Source organism: Alteribacter natronophilus, from assembly GCF_006007885.1.
Lineage (GTDB): Bacteria > Bacillota > Bacilli > Bacillales > Salisediminibacteriaceae > Alteribacter > Alteribacter natronophilus.
Map to the genome: position 1 here is coordinate 83,972 of NZ_VCRO01000002.1, position 14,325 is coordinate 98,296.

At 50.7% G+C, this 14,325-nt stretch carries 12 protein-coding genes; 8 read left to right on the top strand and 4 right to left on the bottom strand.

Features of this window, described 5'->3' with window-relative positions:
* Nucleotides 1-60 precede the first annotated feature (60 nt).
* From FGB90_RS07535 to FGB90_RS07550, 4 genes are all read left to right on the top strand, one after another.
* The gene (locus FGB90_RS07535) at nucleotides 61-1,326 is read left to right on the top strand and encodes a DEAD/DEAH box helicase (protein ID WP_138810220.1); all 1,266 of its coding nucleotides are present in this window, start codon (nucleotides 61-63) and stop codon (nucleotides 1,324-1,326) included.
* 133 nt (nucleotides 1,327-1,459) lie between these two features.
* Nucleotides 1,460-1,861 carry a hypothetical protein gene (locus FGB90_RS07540; protein WP_138810221.1) on the top strand — a complete coding sequence of 134 codons (402 nt, stop codon included), beginning with the start codon at nucleotides 1,460-1,462 and terminating at the stop codon, nucleotides 1,859-1,861.
* Nucleotides 1,767-2,585 carry a membrane protein insertase YidC gene (yidC, locus tag FGB90_RS07545; RefSeq protein WP_138810222.1) on the top strand — a complete coding sequence of 273 codons (819 nt, stop codon included), beginning with the start codon at nucleotides 1,767-1,769 and terminating at the stop codon, nucleotides 2,583-2,585. The genes FGB90_RS07540 and yidC overlap by 95 nt, the downstream gene beginning before the upstream one ends.
* A 136-nt stretch (nucleotides 2,586-2,721) precedes the next feature.
* Nucleotides 2,722-3,909: a class I SAM-dependent rRNA methyltransferase gene (locus FGB90_RS07550; RefSeq protein ID WP_138810223.1), complete on the top strand. Its 1,188-nt coding sequence runs from the start codon at nucleotides 2,722-2,724 to the stop codon at nucleotides 3,907-3,909.
* 378 nt (nucleotides 3,910-4,287) lie between these two features.
* Here the strand turns inward: FGB90_RS07550 and FGB90_RS07555 are convergent, their stop codons facing one another.
* On the bottom strand, nucleotides 4,288-5,733 hold the full coding sequence (locus tag FGB90_RS07555) for a mechanosensitive ion channel (RefSeq protein WP_306419234.1): 1,446 nt from the start codon (nucleotides 5,731-5,733) through the stop codon (nucleotides 4,288-4,290).
* A 197-nt stretch (nucleotides 5,734-5,930) separates the two neighbouring features.
* On the opposite strand from FGB90_RS07555, the gene FGB90_RS07560 reads away from it, so the two are divergent.
* The 3 genes from FGB90_RS07560 to moaA are packed head-to-tail and all read left to right on the top strand — an operon-like array spanning nucleotide 5,931 to nucleotide 10,188.
* Nucleotides 5,931-8,282, top strand: a complete 2,352-nt coding sequence (locus FGB90_RS07560; protein WP_138810225.1) for an FdhF/YdeP family oxidoreductase — start codon at nucleotides 5,931-5,933, stop codon at nucleotides 8,280-8,282.
* A 35-nt stretch (nucleotides 8,283-8,317) separates the two neighbouring features.
* Nucleotides 8,318-9,106 (top strand): formate dehydrogenase accessory sulfurtransferase FdhD, encoded by a 789-nt coding sequence (fdhD, locus tag FGB90_RS07565; protein WP_138810226.1) that lies wholly within the window; start codon nucleotides 8,318-8,320, stop codon nucleotides 9,104-9,106.
* A 53-nt stretch (nucleotides 9,107-9,159) separates the two neighbouring features.
* Entirely contained in the window at nucleotides 9,160-10,188 is a 1,029-nt protein-coding gene (gene moaA, locus FGB90_RS07570; RefSeq protein ID WP_138810227.1) for a GTP 3',8-cyclase MoaA, read from the top strand.
* Nucleotides 10,189-10,408: 220 nt separating this feature from the next.
* Here moaA and FGB90_RS07575 read toward each other — a convergent pair whose 3' ends face one another.
* The gene (locus tag FGB90_RS07575) at nucleotides 10,409-11,269 is read right to left on the bottom strand and encodes a hypothetical protein (protein WP_138810228.1); all 861 of its coding nucleotides are present in this window, start codon (nucleotides 11,267-11,269) and stop codon (nucleotides 10,409-10,411) included.
* A 255-nt stretch (nucleotides 11,270-11,524) separates the two neighbouring features.
* Between FGB90_RS07575 and FGB90_RS07580 the strand changes: the two genes are divergently transcribed.
* Nucleotides 11,525-12,223 (top strand): tryptophan 2,3-dioxygenase family protein, encoded by a 699-nt coding sequence (locus FGB90_RS07580; RefSeq protein WP_138810229.1) that lies wholly within the window; start codon nucleotides 11,525-11,527, stop codon nucleotides 12,221-12,223.
* Here FGB90_RS07580 and FGB90_RS20105 read toward each other — a convergent pair whose 3' ends face one another.
* Both FGB90_RS20105 and FGB90_RS07585 read right to left on the bottom strand, forming a co-directional pair.
* Complete coding sequence (locus FGB90_RS20105) at nucleotides 12,224-12,346, bottom strand: hypothetical protein (protein WP_281280030.1); 123 nt, start codon at nucleotides 12,344-12,346, stop codon at nucleotides 12,224-12,226. It lies immediately after the preceding gene.
* Nucleotides 12,347-12,468: 122 nt separating this feature from the next.
* Entirely contained in the window at nucleotides 12,469-13,992 is a 1,524-nt protein-coding gene (locus FGB90_RS07585) for an FAD-dependent oxidoreductase (protein WP_138810230.1), read from the bottom strand.
* Nucleotides 13,993-14,325: the final 333 nt, after the last annotated feature.

The following is a 14,325-nucleotide window of genomic DNA, read 5'->3' on the forward strand; positions in this document are numbered from 1 at the left end:
GCGTTTTCAGGTAAATAAGAGGAAATAGACGTGCAGGAATGTACATTGGAGGATGAAAGTGTGAACGGATTTACACAGCTGGATCTGGACAGAGAGCTCATAATCAGTCTGGAGAAATCAGGTATTACAGAACCAACCCCGGTACAGGAACAGGTTATTCCGGTGCTGGGAAGGGGAGAGAATGCGGTTGTTCAGTCCCAGACCGGAACAGGCAAGACGCTGGCATTCGTACTTCCGATTCTTGAAAAGATAGATACGTCATCAGATGACGTGCAGGCGCTGATCCTTGCACCGACAAGAGAGCTTGCAGTGCAGATATCAAGTGATATAGACCGTGTACAGCCCCGGGACGTGAAAACACTGGCAGTTTACGGTGGACAGGATATAGGAAAACAGCTTCACCGCCTTGGTCACGGTGCACACCTGATCGTGGCAACCCCGGGGCGTCTTCTGGACCACCTGAGAAGAGGGACGGTGGAGCTGTCCGGTGTCCGGATGCTCGTACTCGATGAAGCAGATCAGATGCTCCATATGGGATTTTTAAACGAAGTGGAGGACGTGATCAGGGAAACGCCGAAGGACCGTCAGATGATGCTTTTCTCTGCAACGATGCCAAAGGAGATCCGGACTCTGTCAAAACGGTACATGAATAAAGCGGCGCACATTAAGGTGGATGCCCGGCGCATTACGGTGGAAGAAATCGAACAGGGCGTAGTGGAAACGACGGACAGGCGCAAACAGGCCTCACTGAGGAAGATGCTTGATCTGCATCAGCCTTTTCTCGCGATCATTTTCTGCCGGACAAAACGGCGCACCGCCAAGCTGAGTGATGAACTGAAGGCGTTCGGGTACAATGCGGACGAGCTTCACGGGGATCTGAGCCAGGCGAAGCGGGAAAAAGTGATGAAACAGTTCCGGGATATGAAAGTGCAGTTTCTCGTGGCAACCGATGTGGCTGCCCGGGGGCTGGATGTGGAAGGGGTGACCCATGTCTACAACTACGATATCCCCCACGATACAGAAAGCTACGTCCATCGGATTGGAAGGACCGGCCGTGCCGGTAAAGACGGGCTGGCGGTAACGTTTGCAGCTCCGAAAGACAGAATGCACCTTGAAGAGATTGAAAAAGGGATCGGGTTCAGGCTGAAAAGAATTCCGTGCGAAGTCGGCCCCGATGAACAGCTTCAGTCGGAACAGAAAAGTGCCGCACGCAATCGGGAACCTTCCCGGAGTCGGACACGTAACAAAAGCAGAGGCCCCGGCAGGAAAAAGCCGGATAACCGCGGCGGTGGTGGAGGATTCTCTTCCCGGAAAAAACGGCGGTAGCAGGGGAAAGCCGGAAAAAAATGCTGAAACTGTCGAGACCCTGACACGTTATGGCAAAACATGCTTTTGACTTCCCCTCCTGAATAACAGATGATGGAGATAACAAAGGACAGGCCCCGGGAGGTGAACACGGATGATTTTTGAACATTATCATGAGCTGGTGCCGATTCTTCTTTCGCTCAGTGTATATGTGGCAGTTGCAGGTGCGCACGTGCTCCACGTAACGTCACAGGAACTTGTGGTGAACAGCCGCTATACAGCCGGCAGAAGGCTTACAGACGGTGCTGCCGGAAGGGAGCTTCCCGAAGGCCCGTCGGCATTCAAGGAAGAGCGGCAGAGCTGGCTGACGCGGATGATGAAAAGAAAAGATGCACCGGAAGATGATACGGATTATTTTTCCTTCTCGTTGGAAAAGATGAATGAAAGCGAGGAGGATAACTATGGAAAAAACATCTGTGTTCACCCATCGTCCGTATCTGATTCTCTCAGCCCTTCTGCTTCCTGTTCTTCTCGGAGGCTGCGGGGTATCCACTGAACCGATCGACGCGAATACGACCGGCGTCTTTAACCATTACGTCGTATGGCCGTTTTCGTTTTTAATTAAATTCTTTGCCGGTATGTTTGCCGGGAATTACGGGCTCTCTCTGGTGTTTATGACGTTTCTGATCCGTCTGTCGCTCATGCCGCTTATGATGAAACAGTACAAAGCGCAGCAGACGACGCGGGAGAAAATGAAGCATATCCAGCCTGCCATGAATGAAATTAAGGAAAAATTCAAAGACAAAAAAGATCCGGAAAGCCGCAAAGAGATGCAGACCCAGATGATGGCGCTCTACAGAGATCACAACTTCAATCCGATTGCGTCCATGGGCTGCCTGCCGATGCTGATCCAGTTTCCGATCATGATCGGCTTTTACTACGCTATTATGCGTACACCGGAAATTGCCCAGCACAGCTTTCTCTGGTTCAACCTTGGCACTACCGACATGATCCTGCCGTTCATTGCAGGGGCTGTGTACGTGATTCAGTTTAAAGTATCCATGTCGAATATGCCCGGTGACCAGCAGAAGCAGATGGCGGTTCTCGGCTACATTACACCGGTTATTATGACAGTGTTCTCGTTTAATGTGGCAGCTGCCCTGCCGCTTTACTGGTCCGTAAGCGGGATGCTGCTCATCTGCCAGACGCTCCTCTTTAAGTATATTTACAGGGACGCAGGTCAGGTGGAGCGGGCATCCGATCCACGTACGACAGTATAGGCCGATTGTTATGAAAAGCAGGAAGACGCCCGCTGCGGGCGTCTTCTTTTGCTGAGGGTCGGGTGAGTGGATTGCCATCAGCACCCTTTCGTGGAACAATGGAAAAAGCACAAACAGAAACGGAGACTGACAACATATGAATGAAATCCAGGTCAAAATTAAACAGAAATTTGCCGGAAAGTTTAAAGCGGGTTATCCGCTCATTTTTAAAGAAGCTCTGGCCACCCCGGTAAGCGGGGAGGAGGGAACGGTTCTCACCCTTCGTGATGAAGCCGGCGGCTGGATTGGACGGGGTTATTACGGAAAGCAGAATAAAGGGTACGGCTGGGTACTCACACAGGATGAGGATGAGACTGTCGACAGCCACTTCTTTCAAAACCGTTTTGATTTGGCTTTTCAGAAAAGAAAGGGCCTGTTTGAGAATCCGGATACCACAGCGTTCCGTCTTTTCAACGGAGAAGGTGACGGCATTGGCGGCCTGACTATCGACAATTACGACGGTTACCTTCTGCTTCAGTGGTACAGTGAAGGAATTTATTCGTTCAGGGACGAGGTCGTTGAAGGGCTCCGGAATGTGGCTTCCTTTAAGGGCATCTACGAAAAAAAGCGGTTCAAATCCGGCGGGAAGTACATCGATGACGATGACTTTGTCACCGGAGAGCGGGGCGAATTTCCGCTGCTTGTAAAGGAAAACGGTCTCTCATTTGCCGTGTATTTAAACGAAGGAGCGATGACGGGGGTATTCCTTGATCAGCGGCACGTCAGGCAGTCGATTCGTGAGAAATACTCTGAAGGCCGAACGGTGCTGAATACGTTCTCCTATACAGGCGCATTCTCTGTATCTGCAGCTGATGGAGGGGCTTCAGAGACGACGAGTGTGGACCTTGCCAACCGAAGCTACGAAAAAACCATCGAACAGTTCGCCGTAAACGGTCTGGATTACGAAGCCCACAATATTGTGGTTCAGGACGTATTCGACTACTTTAACTACGCCGAAAAAAAGGAGCTTGCCTTCGATACGGTTATTCTCGATCCTCCGAGTTTTGCCCGGTCCAAAAAGAAAACGTTCAGTGCGGATAAGGACTATAAAAACCTTCTGAAACAGGCCATTGCCGTAACGGAAAAAGGCGGTGTGATCGTCGCGTCCACCAACGCTGCCAAAGTGCCAATGAAAAAGTTCAAAGGTTTTATCGAAAAGGCATTCAAAGAAACAGGGGGCAGGTACAGCATACTCGAGGAACACTCCCTGCCGGAGGATTTCGCAGTCCATCCAGCCTTCCCTGAAGGAGATTATCTGAAAGTGCTGTTTATCCTGAAGAAATAGCCATTTAATGTGATGGAGCTTTTATAAATCAGGAAAAGACCGGTCCGTTTAGAAACGGATGCCGGTCTTTTTTTAGGGCTGGGTTCGTGTAAATTGCTGCCATTCCCCAAATTAATTATGAAGCGAAAGGCGGCGACTCCAGCGGGAAAAGCAACGACTGAAGACCCCGCAGGGTGGTTTTCCCGAGGAGGCTGAAGCGTTGCCCGCGGCATAGAAGACACCGTGAAGCATGAACGGATGTCGCACTTGTGCCTGTGGTGAAAGCGTCCGCCTGCAGCGGAATAAAACAATCTTTCCGAAAACAGGTTTTATAACAGGAAAAGACCGGTCCGTCAGAAACGGATGCCGGTCTTTTCTTAATTGCTGGATATTACTTTTTTATACTCTTGGACCTCCTGGGCCTCCTGGGCTTGCCGGACCTCCTGGGCCTGTCGGACCGCCTGGATCGTTATTTCCAGGTCCTGCATCAGATCCTGAAGAATTCGTATCCCGCTGGATTTTACGTTCGAATCTATCCAGGTTGCGCTTGGCAAATTCCCGTCCGCCAATACCGAAGGAAATCGCGAAAGCGATACTCAGACCACCGAGAATGAGAAGGAAGCCGATATTGACGATCGTTGACGCGAAACCGAGCTGATCAAGCGCCATAAAGATTGCAAATGTAATAATGATATATTTAACCACCGCTCCGGAAAACGGACTGTTCGTATACTTACGGATGACACTCTGAAGCAGTGTACCTCCAAGGTAGGCAAGACCAAGGATCAGAAGGGCACTGATCAGAAGCGGCAGATAAATAATAATGGCATTTCCGATCTGATTAAGGACGTTCAGCTGCAGCACATTCAGTGCTTCCACAGTAAAGAAGAGCACGATGAGCACTTTTACGACTTGACCGATGATGGTGGCCAGGTCAAAACGGCTGTCCTCTGGACGGCTTACTCCGACAAAATCATAAACGGAATTAATGCCTGTCCGGTGAAGAAGGCCGGTAAGCAGCTGCGAAATGAATTTGGCCAGATAATACCCGATCAGGACGAGAATGATCGCCACAAACACGTTCGGGATCATCAGAAGCACCGTATTCAGGACGTTTATTACAGGCTCGGATACCGTCTCGATATTAAGGGTTTCAAGAGCCACGGTAATAATCGGGATCAGAATAATAACAAACACAACGTTAGCAAGGACGCTGGCCAGGGTGTTTTTATTGACCGCCGGCTGGGTCCCTGTCCCGGACTCAGGGGGACCTTCCGCACTGCTTCTGTGACCGAGACGGTCGAACCAGTGGTCGATTTTCAGGCTCGTAAGCATGTTCTCCACGAGATTGCGAACGAGGCGCGCAATAAAGAAACCGATGACCAGAATAAGCGCAGCTGCAAATATATTAGGCAGAAACGCAAGGAACTGCTCTACCATATTTGTGATCGGCTGGGCCACGGATTCCATGTTCAGCGCATCAAGAATACTTGGCAGGAAGAGAATGAAAATCAGGAAGTAAAGGATACTTCCGATTGATTTCAGAATACTTTTCCCCTGTTCTTCACTGGAGGCAACCCGGGCTTTTACGAGCCCCCTGTGGGCACCGAGTTTTGTAAAACCTTTTACAATTACATTTTTTACAACTGCTGCAACAATAAAAGCGAGAAGCAGTAGCAAAAGGGCAACAATGACGTTCGGAATAGCTTCAATCAGCGAATTCAGTGCAGATTGAAGGCTGTTAGCTGCATCGTTCAATGGAATCACTCCTTGTACAAGAATATAGTTCCCATTTCCTTTCTTTCGGGGGTGTAAACAGTATTCTGCAAAAATAAGGATTATGATTTGGTTACAGTGGTGTTACAGGAGACATTGAGTGGGCATCCAGACAGAAAGTCAGTTATGAGGGGAGGGGGCGTCAAAGACGGGGCCGGGATGTTATAATGAATTCATAGAAAAGAAGACCGGACTCCGTAACGCGCCTTATTATGTATGCGGTTACATTTCCGGTCTGAACAGCCGGAAAGAAAGGTGATTTATTAATGGGGAAAACAAAGCATCAGGGGCCGATGAAGCTTCCGAAAACACCCGATCCAAAGCACTGGGTGAGCATGGTTCCGTTCGGACTTGGAAAAGTAAAGCCGAAGCATATCCGCGATACAGCCAAAGTCGTGTGGGAAAACAAGGATAACCTGCCCTACGCCACAAGAATCCTCACTCAGGGTGTGTGTGATGGATGCGCCCTCGGAGTGGCCGGTCTGTACGACCAGACCCTGAGCGGCCCGCACATCTGCACCACCCGTCTGAATGTGCTGCGTCTGAATACGATGCCGGCGATCAAGGATGACGTCCTGTTTCAGGATGTGGACGAGCTGAAGAAAATGAACAGTTCGGAGCTGCGCCAGCTCGGGAGAATTCCTTATCCGCTTTCCCGTAAACCGGGAGAAAAGAAGTTTAAGAGAATCACGTGGGACGAGGCGATGGACCGGATCGCAGGCAAGGTGAAGAAGATTAACCCGAAGCAGCTGAGTTTTTTCCTGACGGCCCGCGGGATTACGAACGAATCCTACTATGTGGCGGCCAAAGCAGCCCGGTTTATCGGTACCAACAATATCGATAACGCGTCCCGGATCTGCCACTCTCCCAGTAAAACGGCACTTAAGCGCTCCCTCGGGATCGGTGCATCAAGCTGCAACTACCAGGACTGGATCGGCTCCGATGTGCTGATTTTCTGGGGCTCGGTGGCATCGAACAACCAGCCGGTATCAACGAAATACATGTATGCGGCGAAACGGAAGGGCACGAAAATCATCATGATCAACCCTTACCGGGAGCCGTCCATGGATCACTACTGGATTCCGTCGGTTCCAGACAGCGCACTGTTCGGGACAAAGCTTGCGGACGACGTGTATCAGGTCAACATCGGTGGCGATATTGCCTTTATGAACGGTGTGATGAAACACTGGTTTGAGATGGAACGGGAAAACCCGGGATCTGCCATCGATCACCGTTTTGTCAAAGAGCATACAAACGGGTTAAGGCAGCTGAAAGCCCATGTTGAAAAGCAGGACTGGAAAAAACTCGAAGAATCGTCAGGTCTCTCAAAGGAACGGATGCTGGAATTTGCCCGCCTCCTAGCCGGTTCAAAGAGCGGAGTATTCGTCTGGTCCATGGGTCTTACCCAGCACCGGTTCGGGACGGACAACATTTCACAGGTGGCCAATCTTGCTATGCTCAGGGGCTTTCTCGGACGGGAAAACTGCGGCGTCATGCCGATCCGCGGTCACTCCGGCGTCCAGGGTTCCGGTGAGATGGGAGCGGATCCGTTCGTGCTTCCGGGCGGGGACTTTGATGAAACGAACCGGAAACGAATGCAGAAACTGTGGAAGTTCGACATTCCGAAATGGCAGGGGGACATTGTCGGCGTTTCCCTTGAGAACGCCATGCTTCCGGAGGATCACGAACGGAAACTGAAAGTCTTTTATACTTCCGGCGGAAATTTCCTTGAAACAATGCCGGATCCGGACTTTGTACGACAGTGCCTCGAAAACGTGGACATCCGGGTTCACCAGGATATAATTCTTAACACCTCAACGCTTGTGGATGCGAAGGAGGAAGTGATCGTCCTGCCGGCAGCCACCCGTTATGAGCAGAAGGGCGGCGGCACCTCAACGTCAACGGAGCGGATGGTCTACTTTTCTCCTGAAATTAAAGGGCACCGGATCGAAGAAGCCCGGGCGGAATGGGAGATTTACGTGGATCTGGCGAAACGGATTAAACCATACAAGGGCGAGCTGATCGATTTTCAGACCGGACAGGAGATTCGTGATGAAATCGCCAGAGCCCACCCGATGTACGACGGCATTCAGCATCTGAAGGAAAAAGGTGATGTGTTCCAGTGGGGCGGGGCCTGGCTTCTTGAAGACGGGATCTGCCCGACCGATGACGGGCGGGGGAATCTGCTTCCGATCGAACTCCCGGAGCTCAGAAAGCCGGAAGGCCACTTTTACGTGACGACCCGCAGAGGGAAACAGTTTAATTCCATGATCTATAAAGATACGGATCCGAATAACGAAGCGGACCGTTTTGATATTCTTATCAACGAGGAAGACTGCAGTGAGCTTGGAATCCGTGAAGGCGAGGCCATTGTGGCCTACAACAAGTTCGGTGTCTACCACGGCCGTGCGAAATTTGATGCAACAAAGAGAGGGAACATTCAGGTATACTGGCCGGAAGGAAACGTCCTCATTCCAAAAGGGGTATATGAACAGTACGCAGGAATTCCGGAGTACAACACCGCTGTGGTGGTGGAGAAGGCCGAGACCTTCCATGCAAAAAAAGATACAAAATACGTGGAGCGGCGAATCGAGGAGCTGGAAATGGAAACGAGCTGATCACGCTGACCCGCTTTGAAGGAAGGAGACTGCCGATGGACCGCGTCATGAAAAAGCAGCCGATTCTCACATTTGAAAACGGCGGGTTTGAGAGAACAGAAGATCTGGTTGCAGAAGAATCGGCTGTTACTGTCCATGTCAACGGAGAGGAATTTGCCACAATGGTCTGTACACCGGTCCATGTGGAGGAGATGGTAACAGGGTTTCTCGCATCGGAGGGGCTCATCCGGCTTCCTGCAGACATCGATGATCTTTCAGTGGACTCCGGTAAGGGATTTGCATACGTCACTCTGAAGAACCGGAAAATATCCTCGGCGGACTTCGGAACGAAGCGGGTAATTGGATCGTGCTGCGGTAAAAGCCGGCAGTTTTATTTCCACAACGACATGAAGACCGCGAAAACCGTCACTTCGAAACTGACGATTACGCCTGAACAGTGCATCGGTCTCATGAAAGAGATGCAGGCGGGCTCGTCCGACTTTCAGAAAACAGGCGGGCTGCATAATACGGCCCTCTGCTCGGCAGACGAGGTTCTTCTGTCGCGAACCGATATTGGCCGCCACAACGCTCTTGATAAAATTTACGGCCATTGCCTGATGAACAGAGTCCCGGTGAGGGATAAAATCATCGCATTCAGCGGACGGATTTCATCGGAAGTACTTCTGAAAGTATCCAAGATCGGCTGCGGCATCCTGCTTTCAAAGTCTGCACCCACCTCTCTTGCCATCGCACTGGCAGAGGACCTGGGCATCACTGCTGTCGGGTTTATCAGGGGGAACCGGTTCAATGTTTATGCCCATCCCGAGCGGATCAGGCAGGAATGAGAAGTGGCGGGAGTTATCAGCATCCGCGTTCAGCGTGGAAAGGAGGAATCGTAATGAAGCAGGAGCAGCAGGCATATGACGCGTTGTTTCGTCCTTTGAAAGATCTGCGGATTTCAGTGACAGATCAGTGTAATTTCAGATGTTCCTACTGCATGCCGGCAGAAATTTTCGGCCCTGATTATCAATTTATGAAAGAAGATGAACTCCTTTCTTTTGATGAAATCGTCCGCCTTGCCGGGCAGTTTGCCCGCCTTGGTGTCGAAAAAATCCGGATAACCGGCGGAGAACCGCTTTTGAGAAAAGGGCTGCCGGATTTAATCCGGAGTCTGAAGACGATTGACGGAATAAAGGATGTGGCGCTGACAACGAACGGCGTATATCTTGTCAGACAGGCGGAAGCTCTGAGAGAGGCGGGACTGGACCGGGTTAACGTTAGCCTGGACGCAATCGAGGACAGCGTGTTCAGAAAAATGAACGGCCGGAACGTCCCGGTAAAACCCGTGTTGAAAGGGATCCGGCGCGCACAGGAAGCGGGACTTGAAGTAAAAGTGAACATGGTCGTGAAAAAGGGAGCCAACGAATCACAGATTGTCCCCATGGCCCGCTATTTCAAAGGCTCGAATGTGATTCTCAGGTTCATAGAATTTATGGATGTAGGAAATACGAACGGATGGAAGTTTGACAGTGTTGTTTCCAAAAAAGAGATCGTAGACAGGATTGCTGAGGCCTTTCCCGTAGAGCCTGCAGGGGAAAATTACTACGGGGAAGTGGCTGACCGCTTTGTTTACAGTGACGGTGGCGGTGAGATCGGGGTGATCTCCTCGGTGTCCGATTCGTTCTGCTCCAGCTGCACCCGTGCAAGACTGTCAGCGGACGGAAAACTGTTCACATGCCTCTTTGCCGTAAAAGGGGAGGATATCCGTGCCAGGATCCGCTCTGGGATCGATGATCGTGAGCTTTATGATATGCTGGCTGATGTCTGGAAAAACAGGCATGACCGCTACTCGGATGAGCGGACAGAGGAGACGGTCAAAGAGAGGAAGAACGGCCGTAAAATTGAAATGTCCTATATTGGAGGATAAAAAGACGTCCGGACCCGGAGAGAAGGGACCGGACGTCTTGGTTGTGAGTGAAAGGTAGTGCTCTGGATTTGTCGAAATGTGTCGCTTCGTCGATATCTTCCGATTGAAGGTCGATATGCAATCAGCGAAGGTTGATATTTCAGGTCGAAGGTCGATATCTGCCCAGCGTAGGTCGATCTCCTAAAACTTATACTGCTCCCCCTCCGGACAAGTTCAGAGTTCAGTCAGCTGTACGGACGGATTGCATAACCTGCAGGAATTCAGCCAGCAGTTCGTCTGTTTGTTTCTCCCGTTCATATTGAAAATTCACGGTTACCATTCTGTTTTCCTCGATCCGGACAAGCGTGTGAAATACCGCTTCTTCTCCGAGCAGCTGATTAGGCACAGCCAGGTTTTCTCCCTCCACGTGGCCGGCTGTGTGAAGGTAAAAATCAAACGTGTCTGCAAGTTCCGGGTAGGAATCAAGGTCCACATCCTGGATGGTGAGATCGGCTTCGGACTTCTTCTTTTCGTTTTCCAGGGCGGCTGCCATTACAGAATCCCTGTCGCTTTCATCCAGCTCCTCCGCTGTAATTCGGGCAGTATGATGTCCGCCTCCGAGGATAAGAAGCGCCGGTTCGGCATCGAGCCGGTGGGGGAGGAATTCAGGCACGTTCATGATCAGGCCCGAGGCCGTCCGGGCTTCCTCAAGTTCAAATTCAAAAGCGGAGACGGCACCCGCATCTGGAAGTGCAGCCTCGACTGCATCGGAGAGGGGGGCCTCTGCTACCACTGCTGGGTCTTCGGCTTCCTCCGCTTCCTGATCACTTTCACTGCTGTCAGCATCAGTTTCATTTTCAGCATCATCACTGTAATTATAATCTTCTGTTGCGGTACTTTCTTCTCCGGCAGGCTCGGCTTCCTCTGTCTCACCCTCCTCCTGGAATGGTTTATCTTCCAATTGCTCCGCATCCTTCTCAGTTCTGTGTTCACTCTCTCTTTCCGGTGCATCCTTGGCTGCACTGGACTCCTGAGCGCTGCAGCCGCCGAGCATTACCGCCGCAGCGAGTGTGGCAGCGGCCAGCTGTTTTTTCTGCTTCATCCTTTATTCGCTCCTGACATATGTAAGTAAAGTCAGTATAAATGTTACGCCAATGGCGGATGCTGCCAACCGGTTTTCGCTAAAAAGTGACCATCGGACCTGATGAGTTTTCAGGGAATCCAACAATCAGACCGGAAAACTGGCATTCAATTAGCAGAACACGGACGAAAGTCAGTGTAGAAAGAGGGAGGGGAATCTAGTAAACTGGACTGAGAGCACTTTGAATGCGCTTACATTTAACGGAGGGATGCAGACATGGCGAAGACGGATTACGAAAAGTATATCAGGACGGATGAACTGCTCGATCTTCAGGTAACAGATGAGAAGGCGAGTTGCGAGGAGGAAATGACGTTTCAGGTGATTCACCAGATCTCTGAACTGCATTTTAAATTAATTATTCAGTACATTCATCAGGCAGACAGCCACATGCGGGCAGGCGAATCAGAGCGTGCTGTGGAGAAGCTGAACAGAGTGAATATGCATCTTGAGCACCTGCCGCCTGTATTCGATATGGTGAAAGTAATCAGTCCCCGGGATTACCATACAATCCGCCTGGCTCTTGGAAGAGGGAGCGGCCAGGATTCCCCAGGGTTCAATGAAATTCTGCGGCTCGGCCCCACATTATGGGAGCCATTTGAAAGTCTTCTGAACGAAACGGGGTTGTCTCTCCTTGAGCTGCATGAAAAAAAGGCGGAGCATTTCGCTCTTTTCCAGCTGATGCAGACGCTGACCCGTTTCGATGAGTGTTTCCAGTCATTCCGCCATCAGCACATCCAACTCGTACGCCGGATGATCGGGCTTAATACTAAAAGCCTGAAAGGAGTACCGGCACAGATGCTTGAGCGCGGGGCAAAGTTTGAGTTTTATCCAAAACTGTGGCAGGCCGTAAGTGATCTTACTGATGCCACGGGAACGAGCTACGATCCCAAGCCTCTTCCGGACCGGGAAAAGTAACTACAGGTTACGGAGAAATCTGCCTGCAAAGCGTGGAAGATACAGGAGGATCTCAAGAATAAACGCGGCGAAATCCACTTTCATTGCCTGTTCGGCGGGGTCTTTTCGTTTGCGGTGTTTCATACAGTCTCCTCCTCGGACAAAAGGTTTCGTTTCCAGTACTTACGGATTGAGAGCATTTCAGGTTTCAAGGCAAAGACACCCACGCATGTGCGGGGTGTCTTTGCATGTCAAAGCATAGTTTTTTATGGCTCAATTCTTTTCAGTGGTTCCGTAGCCGGACCTTCAACGACGGTTCCGTCCACCTTGTAGCGTGAGGCGTGACACGGGCAGTCCCACGTCCGGTCCCCGTCATTCCACTCCACCTCACAGCCCATGTGGCGGCAAGTTGTATCCACGATGTGCAGTTTTCCGTCATGGTCACGATAGGCACCGGCACGTTTTCCATTCACTCTTACAACGCCGCCCTGGTCATTCTGAAGGTCTTCGGGATCCCTGCCGTTCAGTTCGATCTTGCCCTTGATCAGTTCTTTGGCCACGTTTGCATTCTCTTTTACAAATTCCCTGAAAGAAGGATCAGCCTTCAGGCGCTGAGGAGAATAGAGTTCCCGGTAAGGATGCTCATTTTCCTGAATGGCGTCACGAATAACGCGTGCCGCTATGGTGCCGTTTGTCATACCCCACTTATGAAAGCCGGTCGCAGCAAGAATATTGCCGTACTTTTCCCTTACAGGTCCGATGTAGGGCATCTTATCCATGGTAATCCAGTCGTGGGAAGCCCAGCGGTAAAGGACTTCTGCGTCAGGGAAGACTTCCCGGCTGTAGAATGCCAGATCATCGTAATGTCTGGATGTGTCTATTCCCTGACCGGTTTTATGCCGTTCACCGCCGATGATCATGATTGTTTCATCTCCCATAGGGGATGAGCGGATCGAGCGTTTAGGGTCCTCGGCATTGATATACATTCCGGTTTCCATCGGCTTTGACGTTCTTACGGCCAGTGAATAAGACCGTTCTGCATGCATCCGGGCAAAGAATAGGGCACTACCGTCATAAAAAGGGAAATGGGAAGCAGCGACCACGTGCCGGCACGTTACACTGTACCCGCTTCTCGTATTGACTTTCGGGCTGTCTCCGGGATCCACACCGTTTGCTGTTGTGTTCTCGAAAATCCGCCCGCCTTTATCTGTAAAGGATGCAGCCATTGCCTGAAGGTAAGGAACAGGATTAAACTGAGCCTGATTTCGAATCACGATCGCCCCTTCGGCTGGAAACGGGAGCTCTGATTCATCCACCAGGCCTCCATCTATGCCGAGTTTCCGGTAGGCTTCGTCCTCTTTTTTAAGCTGATCAAGTTTTTTTCTTTCGTTTGTCCATACGAAAGCATCCTGACGGCTGAAGCCGCAGTCAACGCCGAGTTCGCTGATAAAGGACTCGATCATTTTCAGGCCTTCTTCATTTGCCTCATAGTACCGGCGGGCTTTTTCCTCGCCAAAGTGACTGATGTATTCGTCATAAATCAGCCCGTGCTGGGAGGTGATCTTTGCTGTTGTATGACCAGTGGTGCCGTTCAGAAGCCGGCCGGCCTCCAGCACTACCACATCAAAGCCTTCTTTCTGGAGGACATATGCGGTGGTAATGCCGGCGATTCCTCCACCGACAATACAGACATCACACGTCAGATCCTCTGAGAGTTTCGGGAATTCCAGTTCTGCACTGACATTTTTTCTCCAGAATGGTTCGGGAAAACGGGGAAGCTGATTATCCATGAAATATTTCCTCCTTTTAACAGTCCACTTCTAATACCATTAACGTTTCCCGAATGGTTTGAAACATGTATTTTTCCGGAAAGTGTGAGGTTTCACCCTGACCGCAGTCAATGTTCAGCATTTCCGGCACGTAAGAAAAGCAGACAGTTCGGTTCACCCGGATGAATTCCGCAGTTACGGGTTTTTTGCTGAGTTCTTGTGATCCGGAAGGGAAAAGCCGCCCCGGAGGCGAAAAAGAATAAATAAAGACATGTGCAGGGGAAAAACTGTGCAGAATACTGTCGTTCAATTTCTTTCTTTAAATGGTGAATACTGGTGTCAAATGATGCCGGA

Coding starts and splice junctions, on each gene's coding strand:
- FGB90_RS07540 (WP_138810221.1), top strand. CDS start 1,460: ATGATTTTTGAACATTATCATGAGCTGGTGCCGATTCTTCTTTCGCTC.
- moaA (WP_138810227.1), top strand. CDS start 9,160: ATGAAGCAGGAGCAGCAGGCATATGACGCGTTGTTTCGTCCTTTGAAA.
- FGB90_RS20105 (WP_281280030.1), bottom strand. CDS start 12,346: ATGAAACACCGCAAACGAAAAGACCCCGCCGAACAGGCAATGAAAGTG.
- FGB90_RS07550 (WP_138810223.1), top strand. CDS start 2,722: ATGAATGAAATCCAGGTCAAAATTAAACAGAAATTTGCCGGAAAGTTT.
- FGB90_RS07560 (WP_138810225.1), top strand. CDS start 5,931: ATGGGGAAAACAAAGCATCAGGGGCCGATGAAGCTTCCGAAAACACCC.
- FGB90_RS07585 (WP_138810230.1), bottom strand. CDS start 13,992: ATGGATAATCAGCTTCCCCGTTTTCCCGAACCATTCTGGAGAAAAAAT.
- FGB90_RS07580 (WP_138810229.1), top strand. CDS start 11,525: ATGGCGAAGACGGATTACGAAAAGTATATCAGGACGGATGAACTGCTC.
- fdhD (WP_138810226.1), top strand. CDS start 8,318: ATGGACCGCGTCATGAAAAAGCAGCCGATTCTCACATTTGAAAACGGC.
- FGB90_RS07575 (WP_138810228.1), bottom strand. CDS start 11,269: ATGAAGCAGAAAAAACAGCTGGCCGCTGCCACACTCGCTGCGGCGGTA.
- yidC (WP_138810222.1), top strand. CDS start 1,767: ATGGAAAAAACATCTGTGTTCACCCATCGTCCGTATCTGATTCTCTCA.